This window comes from Synechococcus sp. BSA11S (genome assembly GCF_014224355.1).
Classification (GTDB): Bacteria; Cyanobacteriota; Cyanobacteriia; order PCC-6307; family Cyanobiaceae; genus Regnicoccus_A.
The window spans coordinates 148,160-169,369 of record NZ_VNWP01000005.1 but is presented as its reverse complement, the minus strand read 5'-3'; the positions used below and the strand labels follow the sequence as shown (position 1 = coordinate 169,369).

The 21,210-nt window shown below is 69.5% G+C and carries 21 protein-coding genes; 12 read left to right on the top strand and 9 right to left on the bottom strand.

Features of this window, described 5'->3' with window-relative positions:
• Positions 1–42 precede the first annotated feature (42 nt).
• The gene (locus FPZ61_RS06580; protein WP_185464851.1) at positions 43–666 is read right to left on the bottom strand and encodes a 2OG-Fe(II) oxygenase; all 624 of its coding nucleotides are present in this window, start codon (positions 664–666) and stop codon (positions 43–45) included.
• Between the two features lie 65 nt (positions 667–731).
• Positions 732–1,220: a protein phosphatase gene (locus FPZ61_RS06575; protein ID WP_185464850.1), complete on the bottom strand. Its 489-nt coding sequence runs from the start codon at positions 1,218–1,220 to the stop codon at positions 732–734.
• Positions 1,221–1,369: 149 nt separating this feature from the next.
• On the opposite strand from FPZ61_RS06575, the gene FPZ61_RS06570 reads away from it, so the two are divergent.
• From FPZ61_RS06570 to FPZ61_RS06550, 5 genes are all read left to right on the top strand, one after another.
• Positions 1,370–1,630 carry a hypothetical protein gene (locus tag FPZ61_RS06570; protein ID WP_185464849.1) on the top strand — a complete coding sequence of 87 codons (261 nt, stop codon included), beginning with the start codon at positions 1,370–1,372 and terminating at the stop codon, positions 1,628–1,630.
• 9 nt (positions 1,631–1,639) lie between these two features.
• Entirely contained in the window at positions 1,640–2,041 is a 402-nt protein-coding gene (locus tag FPZ61_RS15495; RefSeq protein WP_370593345.1) for a trans-aconitate 2-methyltransferase, read from the top strand.
• Positions 2,042–2,212: 171 nt separating this feature from the next.
• Positions 2,213–3,124 (top strand): oxidoreductase, encoded by a 912-nt coding sequence (locus tag FPZ61_RS06560; protein WP_185464848.1) that lies wholly within the window; start codon positions 2,213–2,215, stop codon positions 3,122–3,124.
• Positions 3,125–3,129: 5 nt separating this feature from the next.
• The gene (locus tag FPZ61_RS06555; protein WP_185464847.1) at positions 3,130–4,344 is read left to right on the top strand and encodes an extracellular solute-binding protein; all 1,215 of its coding nucleotides are present in this window, start codon (positions 3,130–3,132) and stop codon (positions 4,342–4,344) included.
• Positions 4,341–5,573 (top strand): mechanosensitive ion channel family protein, encoded by a 1,233-nt coding sequence (locus FPZ61_RS06550; RefSeq protein WP_185464846.1) that lies wholly within the window; start codon positions 4,341–4,343, stop codon positions 5,571–5,573. The genes FPZ61_RS06555 and FPZ61_RS06550 overlap by 4 nt, the downstream gene beginning before the upstream one ends.
• 51 nt (positions 5,574–5,624) lie before the next feature.
• Here FPZ61_RS06550 and FPZ61_RS06545 read toward each other — a convergent pair whose 3' ends face one another.
• From FPZ61_RS06545 to FPZ61_RS06525, 5 genes are read right to left on the bottom strand one after another with little or no spacing between them, the layout of a single operon-like run.
• Positions 5,625–6,665 (bottom strand): sll0787 family AIR synthase-like protein, encoded by a 1,041-nt coding sequence (locus FPZ61_RS06545; protein WP_185464845.1) that lies wholly within the window; start codon positions 6,663–6,665, stop codon positions 5,625–5,627.
• On the bottom strand, positions 6,662–7,291 hold the full coding sequence (locus FPZ61_RS06540; RefSeq protein WP_185464844.1) for an MSMEG_0567/Sll0786 family nitrogen starvation N-acetyltransferase: 630 nt from the start codon (positions 7,289–7,291) through the stop codon (positions 6,662–6,664). The genes FPZ61_RS06545 and FPZ61_RS06540 overlap by 4 nt, the downstream gene beginning before the upstream one ends.
• 7 nt (positions 7,292–7,298) lie before the next feature.
• Entirely contained in the window at positions 7,299–8,462 is a 1,164-nt protein-coding gene (locus FPZ61_RS06535) for an MSMEG_0568 family radical SAM protein (RefSeq protein ID WP_185464843.1), read from the bottom strand.
• Positions 8,455–9,489, bottom strand: a complete 1,035-nt coding sequence (locus tag FPZ61_RS06530; protein WP_185464842.1) for a Nit6803 family nitrilase — start codon at positions 9,487–9,489, stop codon at positions 8,455–8,457. The genes FPZ61_RS06535 and FPZ61_RS06530 overlap by 8 nt, the downstream gene beginning before the upstream one ends.
• A 2-nt stretch (positions 9,490–9,491) precedes the next feature.
• Positions 9,492–9,974 (bottom strand): MSMEG_0572/Sll0783 family nitrogen starvation response protein, encoded by a 483-nt coding sequence (locus FPZ61_RS06525; protein WP_185464841.1) that lies wholly within the window; start codon positions 9,972–9,974, stop codon positions 9,492–9,494.
• Positions 9,975–10,143: 169 nt separating this feature from the next.
• On the opposite strand from FPZ61_RS06525, the gene FPZ61_RS06520 reads away from it, so the two are divergent.
• The 7 genes from FPZ61_RS06520 to FPZ61_RS06490 all read left to right on the top strand — a co-directional run bounded on the left by FPZ61_RS06520 (position 10,144) and on the right by FPZ61_RS06490 (position 18,598).
• A complete protein-coding gene (locus FPZ61_RS06520) occupies positions 10,144–11,427 on the top strand; it encodes an MSMEG_0569 family flavin-dependent oxidoreductase (protein ID WP_185464840.1) in 1,284 nt (427 codons plus the stop codon).
• Positions 11,424–12,386, top strand: a complete 963-nt coding sequence (locus tag FPZ61_RS06515) for a fatty acid desaturase (protein WP_185464839.1) — start codon at positions 11,424–11,426, stop codon at positions 12,384–12,386. The genes FPZ61_RS06520 and FPZ61_RS06515 overlap by 4 nt, the downstream gene beginning before the upstream one ends.
• Complete coding sequence (locus FPZ61_RS06510; RefSeq protein WP_185474781.1) at positions 12,383–13,426, top strand: alpha/beta fold hydrolase; 1,044 nt, start codon at positions 12,383–12,385, stop codon at positions 13,424–13,426. The genes FPZ61_RS06515 and FPZ61_RS06510 overlap by 4 nt, the downstream gene beginning before the upstream one ends.
• A gap of 60 nt (positions 13,427–13,486) precedes the next feature.
• Entirely contained in the window at positions 13,487–14,734 is a 1,248-nt protein-coding gene (gene glnT, locus FPZ61_RS06505) for a type III glutamate--ammonia ligase (protein ID WP_185464837.1), read from the top strand.
• 41 nt (positions 14,735–14,775) lie between these two features.
• On the top strand, positions 14,776–16,389 hold the full coding sequence (dacB, locus tag FPZ61_RS06500; protein WP_185474780.1) for a D-alanyl-D-alanine carboxypeptidase/D-alanyl-D-alanine-endopeptidase: 1,614 nt from the start codon (positions 14,776–14,778) through the stop codon (positions 16,387–16,389).
• Positions 16,389–17,993 (top strand): D-alanyl-D-alanine carboxypeptidase/D-alanyl-D-alanine-endopeptidase, encoded by a 1,605-nt coding sequence (gene dacB, locus FPZ61_RS06495; protein WP_185464835.1) that lies wholly within the window; start codon positions 16,389–16,391, stop codon positions 17,991–17,993. The genes dacB (FPZ61_RS06500) and dacB (FPZ61_RS06495) overlap by 1 nt, the downstream gene beginning before the upstream one ends.
• Positions 17,994–18,373: 380 nt before the next feature.
• Positions 18,374–18,598 (top strand): hypothetical protein, encoded by a 225-nt coding sequence (locus tag FPZ61_RS06490; protein ID WP_185464834.1) that lies wholly within the window; start codon positions 18,374–18,376, stop codon positions 18,596–18,598.
• 11 nt (positions 18,599–18,609) lie between these two features.
• Here FPZ61_RS06490 and FPZ61_RS06485 read toward each other — a convergent pair whose 3' ends face one another.
• Together FPZ61_RS06485 and FPZ61_RS06480 are read right to left on the bottom strand one after the other, a co-directional pair.
• On the bottom strand, positions 18,610–19,056 hold the full coding sequence (locus tag FPZ61_RS06485) for a cupredoxin domain-containing protein (protein WP_185464833.1): 447 nt from the start codon (positions 19,054–19,056) through the stop codon (positions 18,610–18,612).
• Positions 19,056–21,152 (bottom strand): copper-translocating P-type ATPase, encoded by a 2,097-nt coding sequence (locus tag FPZ61_RS06480; RefSeq protein WP_185464832.1) that lies wholly within the window; start codon positions 21,150–21,152, stop codon positions 19,056–19,058. Before FPZ61_RS06480 ends, FPZ61_RS06485 begins: the two co-directional genes overlap by 1 nt.
• Positions 21,153–21,210 lie beyond the last annotated feature (58 nt).

The window sequence follows — 21,210 nt, the reverse complement described above, 5'->3', positions numbered from 1 at the left end:
GTGGGGAAGATACAGCTCATGCTCTCAAAGGGGGCGGTGGGCTCAGGCGGCCGCCAGCCGCGCCACGTAGTCCTCGAGGGTGCCGGCATTGATCCAGCCGGTGGCAATCGTCTTGGCGTGGGTGGTGGAGACGCGCCCGCGGTGGGTGTGGGAAGGGCTGGCCGGAAAGATCAGCAGCTTGCCCCGCTCGGCCTGCTCGTGGTGGTCCTGCCAGTGGAACTCGGTGCCACCATCGGGCAGCGTGTTGAGGTAAAGAATCCAGGCGAGCACGCGCCGGATCGGTTCTGTCGCCTCCTCGCTGGTGGTCCAGTCGCAGTGCCAGCTGCGGAATCCTTCCCCCGGCGCGTAGTGCTGCAGGTTGAAGATCGGATTCACGAACAGGGAACGCTCCGGGCACACCTCCAGCAGGAGCGGACGTTCGCTGAGGTAGCGCTGCAGGCCGGCTGACACCCCGCGCAGGATCAGCTCCGCCAGGCCGTGGGCCTCAGGGTCGGTGCGGTCGATCGCCACCAGGCTGATGTCGGTGGACACCTTGGCCGGTTGGGCGGGATCGTGGCCGAAGGCGATGCCCGGGCGGTGCAGATCCACCCGCCGCCCGTAGAAGCCCAGGGCCGCCTCGGCCAGGGCGTCGTAGCCGGGGCTTCGGTAGGTACCGATCAAGCGCATGCTGGGCCTCCCACCGCCAGACACCGTAGGAAGGGGCAAGCCATGAACCGAAACCGAGGGGCAGCTCAGTCGGTTGCCGCCCCGGATGCCCAGGGAATCGCCACCAGGGCGTCATGGCGCTGCCAGCTGGTGGGGTCGCCGCACACCTGCGCCGTCAGACCCACCTGCTCCAGGGCTTCCGACAGGGTGGCGGCGGCCAGCCCAGCCTCACCGCCGCTGGGCTCGAGGGGCAGGGCGAGCACCTGGGGCTCAGCCGGATCCGCCATCAGCTTGAGGTTGATCCCCTCCAGCTCCCGCTCGAAGAACAGCCGTCGCATCCGGACGGTGGTGCGGGAGCCGATCGCGGCGGCGAACGCCTCGAGGCCCTCGCGGCTGCCGTCGGCCCCGCTGTTGAGCGCCAGCCAGATCAGCAGCTTCGCCCAGCTCTCGGTGCTCCAGAGCGGCGGGAAGCTGGCGCGGTGCTGACGGACCAGCTCACCGATGGCGAAGTCGAACAGGCCGGCCTGCAGCGCCGTGGCCTTGGCTGTGCTGTCGCCGTGGCCGGCTGAGATCACGGAGAGGGGGGCTCGACGAGATGAAACCCAGGCTGCCGCAACCGGCAGGGGTGATCAGGAGTTCAGCACAGGATTCGGCGGGGTCAGGCCAGAACGGCGCCAGGTCCACCCTTGGGGGCAGACTGCATGGGCCTGCACAGGACACGCCCATGGCCCTGGATCTGAACGACCCGGAGCTCGAGTTCTCTGATCTGGTCTACGCCTACCAGAGCTGGGTGATGGCGGTGATCAACGACGAGAAGCTCGGCGGTGAAGAGAAACTGCTCAACGACGACATCACCGAGGACGCCCTCAACGCCATGCGCTTTCTGCCCGGTGAGGTGACCTCGGCGATCGAGACCTCCCTGGCGCGGGTCTACGACGTGGATCCCGACGAGCTGGCCGAGCTGCTCTTCCCCAGCGAGGAGTGACCCGCCTCGGTGACCGGCGACACCTATCTGCTCGGCACCGAACCGCTGGAACTGGAGCGGCTGCGGCTTCAGCATGAGCTCTGGCTGCCGGAGGCGCGGCGGGCCAGGTCGGCCCGCGCCCTGGGCCGGGGGCTGAACCAGCTGGAGGTGCGCCGCCTCGACCTCAGCCACGACCCGTTGCCCAGGGAACCTTTCGATCTGGTCTGGTGCCGCTGGGTGCTGATGTTCCTGCCCGAGGTGGAACCGCTGCTCGATCGCCTCGCCGCCTCCCTGTCCCCCGGAGCCCGGCTGGTGATCCACGAGTACATCCACTGGAGCAGCTTTGGCTTGCATCCCCATGGCGAGGCAGTGGGTCGCTTCGGGGCTGCGGCCATGGCCAGCCTTGAGCGCGCTGGCTGGAGCGTTTCGTGACCATCTACGGCGGTGAGCTGATCCGCTGCGGGCAGTGGAGCGAAGACGACGGCCGGCAGGCCGGGGCCGGGATGGCAGCGGCCCGGCAGGACCCAGGCTCCCTCCGGGTGGGGCCCACGCTGATGGAAACGCGCGCGACACGATGGGCAACCTGAGCGGATGTTGCCCCCGATGACCTGGACCACCTCCGACATTCCCGACCAGAGCGGGCGGATCGCCCTGATCACGGGGGCCAACAGCGGCCTGGGCCTGGAGTCGGCCAGGGCCCTCTCGGCCCACGGCGCCACGGTGGTGCTGGCCTGCCGCTCACGCCAGAAGGGGGGTGAGGCGCGCACCGAGCTGCTGCCGACGGCCGCCGCGGGCCTTGAGGTGCTCGAACTCGACCTGGCCGATCTGGCCAGCGTGTGCGCCGCCGCCCGCTGGATGGCCGACCAGTACGGCCGGCTCGACCTGCTGCTCAACAACGCCGGGGTGATGGGCACACCGCGAACACAGACCCGCGACGGGTTCGAGCTGCAGTTCGGCACCAACCACCTGGGCCATTTCGCCCTCACCACCGCCCTGCTGCCCCTGCTGGATCAACGGCCAGGATCCCGGGTGGTCACGGTCACCTCCGGCGCCCAGTATTTCGGCCGCATCGCCTTCGATGACCTGATGGGTGAACGGCGCTATGACCGTTGGAAGGCCTACAGCCAGAGCAAGCTGGCCAACGTGATGTTCGCCCTTGAGCTGCAGCAGCGGCTGACGGCCGCGGGAAGCACCGCCATCTCCCTGGCGGCCCATCCCGGGCTGGCCCGCACCAACCTGCAGCCGGCCTCGGTGGCCGCCAACGGCTCGAAGCTGGAGTCCTTCGCCTACCGGTTGATGGACCCCCTTTTCCAAAGTGCCGCCATGGGCGCTCTGCCCCAGCTGTTCGCCGCCACGGCGCCCGAAGCGAAGGGCGGCGAACACTACGGGCCCGATCAGTGGGGGGGAATGCGCGGCTGGCCCACCCAGGTGCGCCTCGCCCCAGCCGCCCTTGATCCGGCCCAGCGTCGGCGCCTGTGGGAGGTGAGCGAGACGCTCATCTCCAGAGGCCAATGAAGGGCGTGCAACTGCTGGCCGCACTGGCGGTGCTGCTGGCGACGGGCGGCTGTGGCAGCAGGCTCGCCCCCGACACCCTCTACATCTCCATCGAAACCGACATCAACTCCGAAAGTCTCACGGAGCTCTGGGAGAAAAGCAGGATCAGCCGGCCTCTGGTCAACCAGTTCCGTGCCCTCAATCCCGGCGTGGATGTGCATGTCCGCCACCTCCCCATGGGGGAGGTCATGGCCGACACCCGCTTCCGTGACAGCCGTGGCCTGGGCCCTGATCTGATTGTGAGCGACGTCATCACCGCCCTGCAGTTGCAACAGGATGGGCTGATCAGCACCGTGGCCCTGAAGGACCTCTCCCTCTCCCGGTCCCAGCCGCCCCGCTTCGTGAACAACTTCCGGAAGGGTTCACAGGTGTTTGCTGTCCCCGTCCTGGCCCAGCCGCAGGTGGCCTGCTACGACCGGCGACGTCTGGCGGAACCGCCTGGCACCGTCAAGGAGCTGCTGGCCCTCAGCGCCAAGGGCCTGCGGGTGGGCCTGCCTCTGAGGGTGAGCGAGCTGTTCTGGACCACCACGCCCCAGGGGGCCGGCGATGCCGTGCTGCAGCTGCTGAATCAGTCACCGGCCGGGAAGGCCGCCACCTTGTCAACAACCGAGCGCAGGGCGCTCAAGCGCTGGATCACCTGGGTGTACGACTCCAGCCTGCAGAAGAACGTGTCCTTCTCCGATGACCCTTTGGATCTGGTGAGGCAACTGCAGCAAGGGGAGCGCGACTGGATCAGCTGCAGCAGCCTCTGGATCGATGCTCTGCGCCAAAAGCTGGGCGAGAACCTGGGGGTGTCGGTGCTCCCCGGGGGACCCGACGCGCCGGCAGAACCGATCAGCCGGCTGCTGGTGTGGAGCTTCGGCCGTCACTCGAGCGGGCGGCAGCGGCAGGCGGCCGAGCGCTTCGTGGCCTTCTCCCTCAATCAGGTGAATCAGAAGCAGCTGATGCACACGGCGCCCGGCAATCTGCCGGTGAATCCCGATGTCCTGATCCCCACCCGCAGCTCGGCCCTGCTGCGCACGCTCACCTTCAGCCTCGATCACTCCCTCATGCTCGATTTCCGCGATCCCGACGCGGCGATGGCCCGTGGCTCGCAGCTTGAATCGATGCTGAAGAACGTGGTGCAGGGGGAAGTGCTCCCCCCCGAGGCGCTGGCTCGCCTGCTGGCCCCCGCCCCATGAATCAGCTCCTCTACGAGATGGGCGGCTGGCTGGGGTTCCTCAGCCGCCCAGCGGTGCTGCTGCAGTTCCTCAGCAGCACCGCTCTGGTGCTGCTCTACGTCTTGCTGGTGGTGCCACGGCTGAAGAAACAGAGGTATCGCCTGATGGCCCTGGGTTCGGTGGGCCTGTGGCTGGTGTTGCGCCTCAATGGTCTGCTGATCGAGCGCCTGGGGCTTCCGGGTGGTCTGGTGCACTTCTACAGCCAGGTGTGGGGGATGTGGGTGCTGCTGGCCTTGGCGCGGCTGCTGCTGCTGACGCGCTTTCCCGCCAAGCAGATCCAGCTGCTGTACTCCCGGTTGGTGCAGCCCCTGTTCGGACTGGTGGTGCTGGTGGCGCTGGTGAACCAGCTGGGTGATGTGGGCGATGTGGCCGAGATTCCCCTGTTTTCCCTGTTCGGCACCCCACTCACCAGCGGGGGGCTTGCCCTGCTGCTGATCGTCCCCTACTTCCTGCTGGTGGTCTCGGCCTTCCCGATGGTGTGGCTGGGGCACCTGCTGCAGCGGCTGTTTCACTTCTCCCAAGGCACCCGCGACGCCGCCACCCTGGTGATGCGCTATCTGCTGATCGGCATCGGGGTGCTGTGGCTGATGCACAAGGTGGGGCTCAACACCAGCGCCATCGCGGCGATTGCCGGCGGGCTGTCGGTGGGCATCGGTTTCGGGATCAAAGAGGTGTTCTCGAACTTCATCAGCGGCCTGTGGCTGTTGTTCGAGGGATCGGTGCGACCGGGATCAGTGCTGTTCATCGATGGCGATCCCTGCGAGGTGCGCAGCCTGGGCCTGCGGGCGGCCGTGCTGTGGCGCAACCGCGACAATGCCGAACTGGTGATTCCCAACCAGACCTTCTTCACCGACACCACCACCACCTACACCGGCAGCGACCGGCTGCGCCGCAGCGAGGTGCAGATCGGAGCCGCCTACCGCCATGATCCCTCCCAGGTGATCGCCCTGCTCGAGGAGGTGGCCCGCAGCACCAGCGGGGTCTTGCCGGAGCCCAGCCCAAAGGCCTTCCTGATGGGGTATGGCGATTCTTCGATCAACTATTCCCTGCGGTATTGGATCGAAGATCCCCTCAGCAACCTGGCCATTCAGAGCGCCGTGAGCCAGGCGGTCTGGAAAGCCTTTGCCGCCGGAGGCATCGAGATCCCATTTCCGCAGCGGGTGATCAGCCATGCCTCCACAGCGACCTGAAGATCCTGCCGATCGCTGGCGAAGACCCAGGACCGCCGCAGTGGCTTGAGATCAGCCTCCCAGGGGCGGCGCCAGGGCAGTGAAACCAGTGAGCGCCTCGCTGCCATGCCAGAGAATCTCCGCAATGCCACCGGCCTGCAGGCGCACGCCAGGCTCGGCTGTGAACCGTCCGATCGGCTGGCAGAGCAGGGTCGTCGCGGGGCCGGTGTCGCTCGCGGCAACGGCCCGGGCCAGCGCCTCACCGTGCCCCGGCGCCACCGCCAGCAGAAATCCGAAGCTGGGGAAACAGCTCAGCCAGGCCTCCAGCGTCACCCCGCCCGGCGGAGTGATCGCCTCGAGATCCAGCAGCAGGCCGCAGCCGGAGCTCTCGCAGAACATCACGGCGGTGCCCACCAGGCCACCCATGCTGATGTCCTTGGCGGCACGGGCGGCGCCGCTTTCCGCCAGCTGAGGCAGCAACGCCAGCTGACGGCGCAGCAGGGCGGGATCCGCTTCCGTGGCCGCATCCCAGAAGGGGTCGGGGTGGCGCATGCGACCGGACGTGTTCACCAGCAGGACGCAGGCATCACCGGGCCGGGCGAAGCGGGCCGAGAGGACCGGCCCGTCTGCCGTGCCCAGCACCGCCACCGCCAGCGCGTCGTAGGGGCTGCTGAGGTTGGTGTGCCCCCCCACCACCGGCACCCCGAAGCGCGCCGCTGCCGCCTGCAGGCCCGCCAGCACCGGTTCGGCCCGATCAGCCTCGCGGCACCAGAGGCTGTTCACCAGCGCCAGGGGCCGGCCGCCCATCGCGGCGATGTCACTGAGATTCACCAGCACGCCGCACCATCCCGCAAACCAGGGATCACGCTCGATCAGATCGGGGTCCATGCCCTCGCTGGCCAGCAGCAGCTGGCCGCTGCTGGCCGGCAGGAGGGCGGCGTCATCGCCGAGGGCGGCGGCGGGTCCGAGGTCAGCGAAGGGCTGGTGGGGGAAGTGGGCGGCGGGCCGCTGGATGGCGTTCTTGCCCTGAATCCCGCCCAGTTGCCGCAACCGTGCCACCAATGGCGCCAGCTCGATGGAACCGTTGGCAGGCACACCGTTGATGGCGCTCATGCCACCGGGCGGCGTTCCCGCGACGGGACGTAGTAGCTGAGGTCGGCCTCCATCAGGTGGTGGGGCAGCCCCTTGATCTCCACGGTGTCCACCGAGCTCCAGTGCAGGCGCTGGAAGAAGCGCACGTTCTGCAGCTGCACGGTGGCCAGGAAGCGGTCGCAGCCCCAGCCGTTGGCGGTGGTGACCGCCTTCCAGATCAGCCCCTTGCCGATCTGGTTGTGGCGGCGGAAGGCGGCATCCACCCCGAGGCGGCCGCCATACCAGAGGCGCGGCTTCTGCTCGAGGATCCGCACCACCCCCACCACCGGACTGCTGCCGGAGCGGTTGGCGCCGTGGGCGATCGCCGCGATCGCAGTGGCGCTGGCGTCGTGCTCGTCGCGGTCGGAGCTTTCGAACAGGTGCTGCTCCTGACAGAAGATGCGGCTGCGCAACTCCCAGTACTGGGCCAGCAGTGGGGTGCCCGGGCGCAGCAGATGGAAGGAGAAGCGCTCGGAGCAGGCTGAGGGGGAGAGGCGGAAATCCTCGGCATCGATGCCGAGACCCCAGCGCACCGAGGGGGTGAAGGCAGCCGGCGCCGACGTGGGGCTGCGGCCGATGTCGTGGCTGGAGGGATCGATGAAGAACATCAGAGGATCAGGGGGTCGGCCCGGGGACTGGCGCGGCAACTGATTCCGTGGCCGCCTGCTCGAACAGCGACAGGGCGGAGCAGGCGCCGCACTTGGCGCAGCCAGCCGACATCGCCGCCGCGCTGAGATCCGAGGCGGCCAGCAGCTGGCTCACCGCCGTGTAGATCTCCACCATGAAGTCGGTCTCGGGAGCCGGATGGTGCTCCAGCGGCGTGCCGCTGATCGGCACGAACGGCACCACAAACGGATACACGCCTGCGGCGATCAACCGTTCGCAGCAGGCGACGATCGCCGCGGCGCTGTCTCCCAGACCCGCCAGCAGGTAGGTGGACACCTCGCCGCGGCCGAACACCGCCACCGCCTGCTCGAACGCCTGGAAGTAACGCTCCAGGCTGAGCTCCGCCTTGCCCGGAAGGATGCGCCGGCGCACCTCGGGCTCCACCACCTCCAGGTGCATGCCCAGGCTGTCGACGCCGGCGTCCTTCAGATGCTGGAACCAGATCGGATCTTCCGGCGGCTCGCATTGCGCCTGGATCGGCAGGTTCACCCGGGCCTTCACCGCGGCGGCGGTTTCCGCCAGCAGACGGGCGCCCCGGTCGTCGCTGTTGGGGGTGCCGGTGGTCATCACCAGCTGGCGCACGCCATCGAGCCGCACCGCCGCCTCGGCCACCTCCGCCACCTGGGCGGGGGTCTTGCGCACCACGGTGCGACCGTCCTCGAGGGATTGCTCGATGGCACAGAACTGGCACGACTGGCTGCGGTCGCGGAAGCGGATGCAGGTCTGCAGCAGGGTGGTGGCCAGCACGTCGCGGCCATGCAGCAGAGCGATGGCGCGGTAGGGGGTGCCATCGGCGGTGTGGAGGCCGTAGAAACGCGGCTGCGCCGGGGTTTCTACCGTCGCCAACTGGAGGTTGCTGCCGGAGGCCAGCGTGCGGGCACTGGCAGCGGGGGTATCCGCCGGCGCGCTGAGCCGGTAGGGGGAGCGCTGGGCGGCGTGGCTGTACACGGGAACCATCACCGTGGTGTCACCGAAGGTGAGGGCGCGATGGTCGGAGGGACCGGCGCCGCCACGACGGCCGGTGTTGCCCTCCAAAGCTGGCTCGACCACCCCCTGCACCTGCAGGTCGGTGACCAGACGGCCGAGGGCGGAGGGATCGTTGGATTCAGCCATGGGGAACGGGCTCCGGGGCAGGGCTGCTGGGCGTCAGCGGCAGGTGGTCGGGGGGCGCTGCGGTCAGCACCTGCGGAGCCGCAGGGCTGGGGGCGGTGGCGCCGCTGTCCTCCACCTGGCGGGCCGGGCTGCGATCGAGGCGCAGAGCAAGCAGGTCGGGGCGGCTGTAGTGGCCCACGCTGTCCATCATCCGTTTGCGTTTGGTGATCAGGGCCGGGTCGAGTTCGGCGATCGCCAGGCCTTCGCCCTCCGGCAGAGGTCCGGCCAGGTAGCGGCCTTCCGGGCTGATCACGGCGGTGTGACACCCCCCCTGGCAGGCCTTCTGCAGGGCAGGATCGCTGCTGATCCGCTCCACATCGGCGGGATCGAGCCAGGCGGTGGCACTCACCACGAAGCAGCCGGCCTCCAGCGCGTGGTGCCGCAGGGTGACAGCCGTCTGCTCACTGAAGATCGGCCCCACCAGTGAGCCGGGGAACTGGGCGCAGTGGATCTCCTCGCCCTGGGTCATCAGGCTGAAGCGGGCCAGGGGGTTGTAGTGCTCCCAGCAGGCCAGGGCACCGATGCGCCCCAGGGCCGTGGGCACCACCGTGAGTCCGGCACCGTCGCCCTGGCCCCACACCATCCGCTCGTGGAAGGTGGGGGTGATCTTGCGGCGCTTCAGCACCAGCTCGCCGCTGGCGTCGATCAGCAGCTGGGCGTTGTAGAGGCTGCCGCCGTCGCGTTCGTTGATGCCCAGCAGAACGTGCAGGCTGTGTTCGCGGGCGGCCGCCGCGATGCGGGTGAGGCTCGGGCCTGGGACCGTCACCGCCTGCTCATAGAGCTTCAGGTGAGAACGGCCCATCAGGGCCGGAGGCTCCACGAAGGAGAAATAGGGGTAGTAGGGAAGGAAGGTTTCCGGAAAAACGACCAGTTGCACCCCCTGGGCGGCGGCCTCGGCCATCGCCGCCAGCACCCGCTCCACGGACCCGTCCAGGCTGTGAAGCACCGGACGGATCTGGGCGGCGGCCACGACGATCGGGCCGTCCATGCTCAGAGCGTCCAGGTGTCGAGGATGAAGGCACCTTCCTTGCGGTGCAGCAGCACGATGTCGAGGACATCGAGAGGGTTCACCGGAGTGATGCCCGGGATCAGGGCACCCTCCCCGTGGCCGTAGAGGGCCTGCAGGGCGAAGCGACAGGCGTACACCTTGCCGCCCTGGTCCATGAACTTCTGGATGCGGGCGCCGAAATTGAGGTGGCCGTCGAAGGCGGCATCCCCCAGCTTCGGGAAGCCCCGCTGCAGACCGAGCGTGACGCCGGGGCCGTAGAGCAGGATCGAGGTCTCGAAACCCTTGTTGATCAGGCGACTGGCCTGCAGCAGGTTCACCAGACCGATGGAGCCCTCGAAAGCCACGGTGTGGAAGGTGACGAGCGCCTTCTCACCCGGCTCGGCCTTCACGTCGGGGAACACTTTCTCCTCGTAGTCGACGAGGAAGTCCCCCGGTTGATTGGCGGGGCGGGTGACCTGGGGCATGAAGCAGCAACCTCCGGAGGTGGGAAGAGCACGACCATGCCCGAACAAAGTGTGAAGTTGCGTATCTTCCGGCACTGAATCAGCTTCAACCTGGCTTTCGCTTCGGTCTTGCTTGCTACCACCGCAGCCCGTGTCGCGGGTCAACGATGGGCAAAAGCCTGCTCGCCCCATGACCCTGACCCCTGCGGTGGTGGTGATCGGAGGCGGCCAGGCGGGACTGTCCCTGGCCAGCTGTCTGCGGCAACGGCGCATCGAGCCCCTGGTGCTGGAGCGTCACCGGATCGCCCACGCCTGGCAGCACCAGCGCTGGGACTCCTTCTGCCTGGTCACCCCCAACTGGCAGTGCCGCCTTCCCGGCTTCCCCTACGACGGTGACGACCCCCACGGGTTCATGGGCCGCGAGGCGATCGTGGCCTATCTGCAACGTTTCGCCGAGCGGGCGGCGGTGCCGGTGCGGGAGGGGGTGAGCGTCGAACGGCTGCAGAGCAGCGGGGACGGCTACCGCCTGCTCACCAGCGCCGGGGTGATCGAAGCTGAGCAGGTGGTGATCGCCACCGGCGCCTACCACCGCCCTCGGCGCCATCCGCTGGCCGAGCGGCTGCCCGCCACGGTGCTCCAGCTCGATGCCCGGGACTACCGCCGCCCCGACCAGTTGCCGGTGGGCCCGGTGCTGGTGGTCGGCAGTGGCCAGTCGGGCTGCCAGATCGCTGAAGACCTCGCCCTGGCCGGCCGCCGGGTGCATCTGAGCGTGGGCTCGGCGCCACGTTCGCCCCGCCGCTACCGCGGCCGCGACGTGGTCGAGTGGCTGGAGCGGATGGGGGTCTACGACACCCCGATCGATGCCCACGAGGATCCCCGCGCCGTGCGCCACAAGACCAACCACTACCTCACGGGCCGCGACGGCGGCCGTGAGATCGACCTGCGCCAGCGTGCCCGCGAGGGCATGGTGCTGCACGGCCGTCTGGAGGGCATCAGCCCCACGGGTCTGAGTTTTGCCGCCAACCTGGCCGCCAACCTCGAGGCCGCCGATGCCGTCTACCGGCGCATCCGCGGCAGCATCGACGCCTGGATCGCGGATCAGGGACTGGAGGCGCCGATCGATCCGCCTTACGAACCCTGCTGGAGCCCCCCACCGGACGGGAGCGGCTCCAGGCTGGAGCTGGCCGAGGAACCCCTGGCGGCGGTGATCTGGTGCACCGGCTACCGCGCAGATTTCAGCTGGGTGGAGGTGCCGGTCTTCGATGGCGGCGGCGAGCCGGTCCACCAGCGGGGCGTCACCCAGGCGCCTGGTCTCTATTTCATCGGTCTGCCCTGGCTGCACACCTGGGGGTCGGGCCGCTTCTGCGGCGTCGGCGGGGATGCCGATCATCTGGCGCAGGTGATCCAGCGACGCCAGATGCGGCGCGATGGCAGCCAGGAGGCTCTGGAGTGCACGGCGCTGCTGGGCTCATGACGGCGACTGGCCCGGGCCTCGATCTGGCCCATGGGAGAGACAGCCGTGGCACCGGCGGGCTGATTCCCGCAGAAGTGCTGCGCCAGCTCAACGGCCGCCGCGATGGCCCTGCCTGGCGGCAGCTGGCCGGCCACGGCGGGCTGATCCTGGGGGCCGGACTGGTCTGGGGCCATGCCGCCCTGCCCTGGGCGCTGCGGCTGGCGGCCCTGCTGCTGCTCGGCTGGGGCCTGGCCTTCGCCTTCTGCGCCATGCACGAATGCGGCCACCGCACCGCCTTCGCCAGTCGCCGCGTCAACGACACCGTGGCCTGGTGGGCCGGGGTGCTCAGTTTCTACAACGCTGACTTCTACCGCCGTTACCACCAGTGGCACCACCGCCACACCCAGCAGCTCGGGCTGGATCCGGAGCTGGAGTCGGCGCCGCCCGACACGCGGAGGGCCTACCTGCTGTCGCTGAGCGGCCTGCCCTGGTGGATCGACAAGCTGCGCGGCCATGCCCGCGGTCTGGTCGGGGATTTCGCGGGTCGCCCCTACATCCCCCCCGAAGCGGCCCCGGCCGTGTGCGCCTCCCTGCGCCGCCAGCTGGCCGTCTACGCCGTGCTGGTGGCCCTCTCCCTGCCGGGCTGGAACGGCGCTCTGTTCTGGTTCTGGCTGCTGCCGCTGGCAGTGGGCCAGCCCCTGCTCCGTTTCGTGCTGCTGGCGGAGCACGGCGGTTGCAGCACCGCCAGCGACGCGCTGCGCAACACCCGCACCACCCTCACCCTGGTGCCGCTGCGCTGGCTGATGTGGAACATGGCGTTTCACACCGAGCACCACCTGTTCGCCTCGATTCCCTTCCATGCCCTGCCGGCGGCCCACGGCTGGATCGGACCCCGGCTGGTGCACGAGGCCCCCGGCTACCTGGCCCTGCACCGCCGCTTCCTGGCCGATCCCGCTCAGCTGGCGCTGCCGACAGCATGAACGCGGCCGCGTCTCCGACCGGACGGGACGAAACATTCACGCTGGGGGATCTGCCGCTGGCCTGCGGTCGCCTGCTGCCGCAGGCACAACTGGCTTACCGGGTGTTCGGCGAGCTCAACGCCGCACGCTCCAACCTGGTGCTTTACCCCAGTTCCTACGGCGCCTGGCCCGAGGACATCGACTGGGTGGTGGGGCCGATCCTCGATCCAGCGCGTTTCTGTGTGCTGCTGGTGAGCCAGTTCGGCAACGGTCGCTCCAGCAGCCCCAGCAACAGCCCCATGGGCCTGGCGGAGGAGGGGTGGGTGATCAGCCACGGCGACAACGTGGCCGCCCAGCAACGCCTGATCCGGGAGGTGTTCGGCGTGGAGCGCCTCGCCCTGATCTACGGCTGGTCGATGGGGGCCCAGCAGGCCTACCACTGGGCAGCCCTGGAGCCAGGGGCGGTGGAGCGGATCTGCTGCCTCTGCGGCACGGCCCGCACCACGCCCCACAACCGCCTGTTCCTGCTCAGCCTGCGCCAGGCCCTCACCGCCGATCCCGCCTGGGATGGGCGGCGCTTCAGCGCAACCCCCGAGCAGGGCCTGCGCACCTTCGCCCTGATCTACGCCAGCTGGGCCGCCAGCCAGCCCTACTACCGGCAGGGCCGGCACGCGGCGCTGGGCTACTGCAGCGTGGACGACTACGTGGAGCGCAGCTGGCTGCCCGCCTACCGCCGCCATGAGCCCCGTGATCTGCTGGCGATGCTCGACACCTGGCTGGCCAACGATCTCGGCGCCGCCGTGGGGGCGGCCCGGGGGGATGGCACGCCCCTGGAGCTGGCCGCCGCCCTGGGGCGGATCACGGCCCGCACCATGGTGATCGCCGGCTCCCACGACCTCTACTTCCCTCCCGACGACTGCGCCGCTGAAGCCGCCTGCATTCCCGGCGCCCGCTTCGAGCGGCTGGAGTCGGTGCTGGGGCACCGGGCCGGCAATCCCCGCGACGCGCCGTCCGAGCAGGCCCGGATCCGCTCCGCCGTGGAGAGCCTGCTGATGGATTGATCCTCCCCCCTGCATCAGGCCGACCAAGCCCCGCCGTTCCGCCCGTACCCCGCTGAGCCCATGACCGACCTGGCCCGCTACGCCGCCGACCACGGCCTCCGCCATTTCCTCTTCTCCTTCTCGGATCTGTTCGGGGTGCAACGGGCCAAGCTGGTGCCCGCCAGCGCCGCCAACCAGCTGGCCCGCGATGGCGCCGGCTTTGCGGGCTTCGCCGCCTGGCTGGCGATGACTCCGGCCGATCCCGACGTGCTCGGCCTGCCCGATCCCGCCAGCCTGGCTGTGCTTCCCTGGCAGCGCAGCGTGGCCTGGGTGGCCACCGATCTGCAGGTGGAGGGCCGGCCGCTGGAGCAGTCGCCGCGCTGGGTGCTGCGCCGCCAGCTCGAGAGGGTGGCCCAGCTGGGCTACAGCTTCCGCACGGGGGTGGAGGCGGAGTTCTTTCTGCTGCAGCCCGGCGGCACAGCGATCGCCGATACCCACGACACCCAGAGCAAGCCCTGCTACGACCAGCTGGCGCTGATGCGCCAGTTCGAGCTGATCGGCGGCCTGCTGGAGGCGATGGAGGAGCTGGGCTGGGGTCCGTACCAGGCCGATCACGAGGATGCCAACGGCCAGTTCGAGATCAACTGGACCTTCGCCGATGCGCTGGTGACCGCCGACCGCCACGCCCTGTTCCGGGTGATGGCCCAGGCGATGGCCGAACCCCTGGGCGCTCGGGTGAGCTTCGCTCCCAAGCCCTTCCCCCAGCTCACCGGCAGCGGCGCCCACCTGCACCATTCCCTCTGGGACGCCTCGGGCCGCAACCTCTTCCACGACCCCCGCGGCGAGCTGGGCCTCTCGCCGCTGGCCTATCACTTTCTGGGGGGCCTGCTGGAGCACGCTCCGGCTCTCTGTGCGATCACCAATCCCACCGCCGAGAGCTACGCGCGGCTCGGAGGCCAGACCACCAACTCCGGCGCCACCTGGTCACCGGGCTGGATCAGCTACGGCGGCAACAACCGCAGCCACATGGTGCGCCTCCCCGACGACCAGCGCCTGGAGCTGCGCCTGCCCGACAGTGCCGCCAACCCCTACCTGCTGCCGGCGGCGGTGCTGGCCGCCGGCCTCGACGGCCTCGACCGGCAGCTCGAGGCCGGCCCCCGCAATGACGCCAACCTCTACACCGACCCGCCGGCTCCCGGCACCGCGACCGAGCTGCCCGCCAGCCTCGAGGAGGCCCTGGCCGCCTTCGCCGCCGACACGGTGCTGCGCGAGGCCCTGGGGGAACCCTTCTGTGTGGCCTACGAGAGCCTCAGGCGAAAGCACGGCTGAAGGGCTGAGGATGGTGTGCTCAGGTCCCTGGTGTTGCCTCGATGTCGCTCCTCTCCAACGTCATGGTGGCCACCAGCGCGGCGGCCGCCGCAGCGATCGGAAGCCTGACCTTCCCGGCACTGTCGGCGGAAGTTGGGCCCGCGCCAGCCCTGCCTGCCGCTCTGGCGCGACGCCTGGAGGCGGTGACCGGCAAGGAGATGTACCGCCACAGCACCTGGGGGTGGCGGGGGGTGGAGGAGAGCAGCGGCGCGGTGCTGCTGGAGCGCAACAGCGCCCAGATGGTCGTGCCGGGCTCGATCATGAAGACCTACAGCACCGCCGCCGTGCTGAAGGAGTACGGAGCCGACCACCGCTTCCGCACCCCGATCCACCAGCTGGGCACGGTGCGCAACGGCGAGCTCGACGGCCACCTGGTGCTGGTGGGCTCCGGTGATTTCAGCTTCGGCCTGCGCGAGCGGCCCGACAGCAGCCTCGGGTTCAACAGCCTGCCCCAGATCGATCACAACTACGCCAGCACCGGATTTCCAGGCGTGGCCCTGCTTCCCGACAGCGATCCTCTCAGGGCCCTCGACCAGCTGGCGAGCCAGGTGCGCTCCGCCGGCATCCGCAGGGTGCGGGGTGATGTGGCCATCGACGATCGCCTGTTCAACACCTATGCGGGCTGGCCCGATGGCCTGATCGCGCCGATCTGGGTGAACGAGAACCTGCTCGACATCACCACCCGTCCCGGCCGCCCCGGTGAACCGGCCTTGGTGGACTGGCGGCCGCGCACCGCTGCGCTGAGCGTGGTGTCGCAGGTGACGACGGTGGCGGCGGGCACGGCCACCGAGCCGTTGCAGGTGGAGCCGCTCGATGGGGGGCGGGTGCGAATCAGCGGCCAGATCGCCGCCGAGGCCCCGCCGCAGATCAGCACCGCCGAGATCCGCCGACCCGCTGATTTCGCGCGCACTGCCCTGATCGAAGCCCTCGAGCGCGCCGGGGTGGCGGTGGACGCCCCGGCCACAGGGGTGAACCCGGCGGCGATCCTGCCGGCCGGCACCGGAGCCTATGCCGGTGCCCCGAAGCTGGCGGAGCACGTCTCGCCGCCGCTCTCTGAATTCGTGAAGGTGATCCTGAAGATCAGCTACAACCGCGGCGCCGATCTGATGGTCTGCCTGGTGGCGGTGAAGGCCGGCAGCCGCGACTGCCCCGATGGCCTGGCGCGGGAGCTGGAGATCATCAGCGCCCTGGGGGTGTCGCCCGCCAGCACCCTGGTGGAGGACGGGGCTGGCTCCATCGACAGCAGCCGCACCTCCCCGATCGATCAGACCAGCCTGCTGCGCCGCCTGCTGCAGGAACCCTGGGGCGAGGCCCTGCGGCAGGGGCTGCCGGTGATGGGGGTGGATGGCACCCAGGCGGTGAACCAGGTGGGCACCCCGGCCGCCGGCCGGATCCGGCTCAAGGACGGCTCCAGGGTGATGGGCAGCGCCAGCGGCCAGATGTCGATTCCTGCCAAGACCCAGGTGGGCTACATCGTGGCCGCCAGCGGCCGGCGGCTGATCTACGCCCTCTATCTCAACAACGTGCCCACCAGCCCCGCCACCCTGCTGAGCAGCTTCGAAACCGCAGACCGCGATCTCGCCGCGATCGCGGCGGCCTTTCAGGAGGCCTTCTGATGGGGGCCCTGCCTGTGAGGGCGGCACTGTTCGCCCTGGCGCTCGTGCCCTCCGGCTCCGCCGCGCCGGCCCTGGCGGAGAAAGCCCTGGCGGAGGCGGCCCCTCCTGCGGCGGTGGCGGCGGTGATGAACAAGCCGCGTTACGCGGGGGCGAGCTGGAGCCTGCTGGTGAGCGATCTCTCCAGCGGCCGCACACTGATGGCTCTCAACCCCGATCAACTGGCCTTCACCGGATCGGTCCGCAAGCTGTTCTCGGTGGGCCGGGCCCTGCAGACCCTGGGGGCCGAGCACCGGGTCGAGACGACCGTGCTCCGGCGGGGCCCACGGCAAGGGGGTCGCCTGGCGGGCGATCTGGTGCTGGTATCCGGAGGCGACCTCACCTTCGGGGGCCGGCAACCGGCCGATGGCGGCGTGGCCTTCACAGCCTTCGATCACAACGATGCCAACAACCTCGGCACAGCCCTGCTGACGCCGCAGGATCCGCTGCAGGCACTCGACGCCCTCGCGCGCCAGGTGCGGCAGGCGGGGATCAGCCAGGTGGAGGGTGATGTGGTGGTCGACGATCGGCTGTTTCCGGCCTACCGGGTCCCCAACGGCAATCTGCTGATCACACCGATTCTGGTGAACGAGAACATGGTCGACGTGTCGGTGACACCCACAGCCGTGGGGGAACCGGCCCGGGTCGACTGGCGGCCCCGCAGCGCCGCGTTCCAGCTGAAGTCCAGCGTTCGCACCGTGGCGGCGGGGGAGGAGGCCGTTCTCGAGCTCTCCGGTGAGGGGCGGATCGACTGCCGCTGGCGGGAACCCTGCACGGGCACCATCAGCGGCACGATCCCCCTCGACTACCGGGCTCCCCTCTCCGGCAGCCCGGTGGCGGTGCGCACGTTCCGAATCGAGGATCCCGCCTCCTATGCCCGGATCGCCTTCCGCGAAGCCCTCGCCCGGGCCGGCGTGGACGTGCAGGCCCCCCTGGAGGCCCCGAACAATCGTGCCCTTCTCGAGCGAGCCGACCCAGGGGAAGCGGAGCAGACGGTGGCTTCCTGGCGCTCGGCACCCTACGGCGAACTGGCCCGGTTGATCCTGAAGGTGAGCCTCAACCTGGGGGCCAACCTCAGCCTCACCCAGGTGGGGCTGAGCGAGGGGGAGCGCCGCGTCGAGGGGGCGCTGGCCGCCGAACGCCGCGACCTGATCAGGCAGGGTCTGAGCCCCCAGAGCTTCCGGTTTCCCACCAACGGCAGCGGCAGCCCCGACAGCCAGGCCACGGCTCGGGCGGTGGTGCAGTGGCTGGGGATCATGCAACGCAGCCCCCAGGCCGCCGTGTTCCGTGCAGCGCTGCCTGTGCTGGGCGTGGATGGATCCCTGGCGGAAACCGGACGGGACCTGGCCGCCCGCGGCAAGGTGATGGCCAAGACGGGCACCACGATCGATTCCAGCGGCCTCAGGGCCCAGGTGCTGGCGGGCTACCTGCGCAGCCGCAGCGGCAGGGATCTGGCCTTCGCGTTGTTCGTGAACGACGCCGGCCCGGTGAGCGCGATCACCGATGTGGCCGAGGTGTTCGAGGATCAGGCGGTGATCACCGATCTGATCCGCAGCTGGAGCCCCTGATCCCGGTCCCGGCAAGGCCCGCCTGGCTGACGCTCGCTTCATTCGTGAAGGTGATCCTGAAGATCAGCGACAACAAGGGCTCAAGCCACTGGGGCATCTGAAGAGCCAATAAAATCAGCCCAGGTCAAAAACTGAGGCCGGGACACTGATCACTATTCCCAATCACCCTGTCTTCACAGACTACAAGCAGACTTACGCGAATAAGGTTGGTGGCCAATCCTCCCTTTGGAGGGGATGCTGATCAACAACCCGCTGCTTTCGGTTGAGCCAGCTGCACTCTCGACCCTCCTGATCCAAAGCCGATCAAGTCCCCGGCCATGGTCATCGGAACCTGCCGCGGGCACACTGGTGAAGCAGCAACGACAGAGCCACATCGAATCATGGACAACTCATCACCGCGCGATCAGGCCACTCCCATTGTCGTCAGCCAGGGAGGCAACGGCACCGCCATTGGTCTGATCGTGGCCGCCATCATCCTGGGAGGCGCCGCGGTCTGGGCCGTGAGCATCTGGTCCGACACCCAGCTCAAGATGATCCAGGCGCCCGCTGAGGCCATCAAGGAGGGGATCAAGGGAGCTGCCGAGGCCATCACACCCGGCCAGTGAGCTCGCCAGGCTCACACCACCTCCAGAACCCCCCGAACCATCGCCATGCCGCAGTGGAAGGGATACTCCCCGGGCTCCATCGCCGGCAACTCCAGGCTGGTGCGCGCGTTCAGGGGTAGATCGAGGCTGCGCCGGAAGTCGGGAACGATCACCTTGGCCACGCAGCCGCTGGGATCGAGGCGGTGAAAGGTGAGGCGCACCGGGCGGCCGGCGATCAGCCTGACCCGGGCTGGGGAGTAGCCGCCATCAACGGTGATCGTGATCTCCTGCAGGCCACGCTCCCCTTCCCTGGCGGCCACGGCCTCGCCATGGCGGGCGAGAAACCACCAGAGTTCGGCGGCGATCAGCGCCAGGCCGGCGGCGGTCACCGCAAGCCGGAGCACCAGGGGCTGCTCGATCGTGCGCCAGAGCGGTTCGCCGCTGGTCAGGGCTGCGGCAGCGGCAACGAAGCTGGTCATCAGCTGGCGGCAAGGGGAGTGGGCCGGAAGCGGCGCAGCCTCAGGGCATTGCTCACCACCGACACGGAACTGAAGGCCATGGCGCCGCCGGCGATCATCGGGCTCAGCAGCCAGCCGGTGAGCGGGAACAGCAACCCGGCGGCGATGGGCAGCCCCGCCACGTTGTAGGCGAAGGCAAACACCAGGTTCTGGCGGATGTTGGCCATGGTGTGGCGGCTGAGTTCGATCGCCGCCGGCACGCCGGCCAGGTTGCCGGAGATCAGGGTGATGTCGCTGGCGGCGATCGCCACATCGGTGCCGGTGCCCATCGCCAGGCCCACATCGGCCGCCGCCAGGGCCGGCGCGTCGTTGATGCCATCGCCCACCATCGCCACCGGGCCCTCCCCCTGCTCCTGCAGCCGGCGGATCACGGCAGCCTTGTCGGCGGGGCGCACCTCCGCGATCACCCGCTCGATCCCCACCTGGGAGGCCACCACCTCAGCGGTGCGGCGGGCGTCACCGCTGAGCATCACCACCTCAATGCCCAGACGCCTCAGGGCGGCCACGGCGGCAACCGCGCTGGGCTTGAGCGGATCGGCGATGCCGAAGCAGGCTTCGATCCGCCCGTCCACAGCCACCGCCGCCACGCTGCAGGCCGATCCCTCCAGCCGTGCAGCCAGGGGCTCGAGTGCCGTGATCTCGAGGCCAAGCTCGCTGAGCCAGCGGGGGGTGCCCACCAGCACGTTCATTCCGCCGGTGCGGCCTTTGACGCCCCGGCCCGCCACCGCCTCGAAGCCCTCCACGGCGGGCAGCTGCGGATCCTGGAGCTGGGGGCGGCTGAAGGCCACGATCGCCTCGGCCAGCGGATGCTCCGAACGCTCCTCAAGGGCCGCCACGGCGGCCAGCAGGGCCTGGGCCGGCAGCCGGCCAGCGGGCAGGCACTCGAAATCGGTCACCGCCGGCTGCCCGCGGGTGAGGGTGCCGGTCTTGTCGAGCACGATGGTGCGCAGACCGCCGGCGGTTTCCAGGGCCTCGGCGCTGCGGAAGATCAGCCCGTTCTCCGCGCCCTTGCCCGAGGCCACCATGATCGAGGTGGGCGTCGCCAGGCCAAGAGCGCAGGGGCAGGCGATCACCAGCACGCTGACCAGAAACAGCATCGCCAGCACCGGGTTGCCGCTGACCAGGAACCAGACCACGAAAGCGGCGATGGCCAGGGCGATCACCGCCGGCACGAACCAGCCCACCACCTGATCGGCCAGACGCTGCACCCGGGTGCGCGAGCTCTGGGCCTGGCGCACCAGCTCCACGATCTGGGCCAGCACCGTGCCTGTGCCCACCCGGCTGACACGGAAGCTGAAACTGCCGCTGCGGTTCATCGAGGCGCCGATCACGGCGTCGCCGGGCCCCTTCTCCACCGGGGTCGGCTCGCCGGTGAGCATCGACTCCTCCACCCAGGAGTTGCCTTCCTCCACCACCCCATCCACGGGCAGCTTCTCGCCGGGGCGTACCTGCACCAGATCGCCCACCACCACAAGGGCCACCGGGATCTCCTGCACGGCCCCGTCGCGCAGCACCCGGGCCGTGGGCGGCTGCAACTGCAGCAACCGCCGGATCGCCTCCGAGGTCTGGCCGCGGGCGCGGGCCTCCATCAGGCTGCCCAGCAGCACCAGGGTGAGGATCACCACAGCCGTTTCGTAGTACACGTCGGCCGGCAGCCCCTCGTTGGTGAGCAGCTGCGGGGCAAGGGTGGCCACCAGCGAGGTGAGCCAGGCGATGCCTGTGCCGGCCGCCACCAGGGTGTTCATGTCGGCGCTGTGCTGGCGAAAGGCAGCCCAGGCGCCCGTGAAGAACTCCCGACCGCACCAGAGCAACACCGGTGCGGAGAGCACCAGCTGGGTCCAGGGGCTGGTGAACCAGCCGGGCAGAAACGGCAGGGCATGGACGCCGAGCATGTGCGGCAGGCTGGAGAGCATCACCAGAGCGGTGAGCACAGACGCCACGGTCAGCTTGCGGCGCAGAAGGGTGAGTTCATGGGCCAGCTCCCGCTCCATCCCCGACGCCGATCCGGCCAGGTCATCGGCATGGCAGCAGGAGGGGCCGGCAGATGGCGAGCTCATCGGTGGCCTGGGATCAAGGGCTGGTCCATCGCAAAGAGCGATGTCTTCAACCTATGGG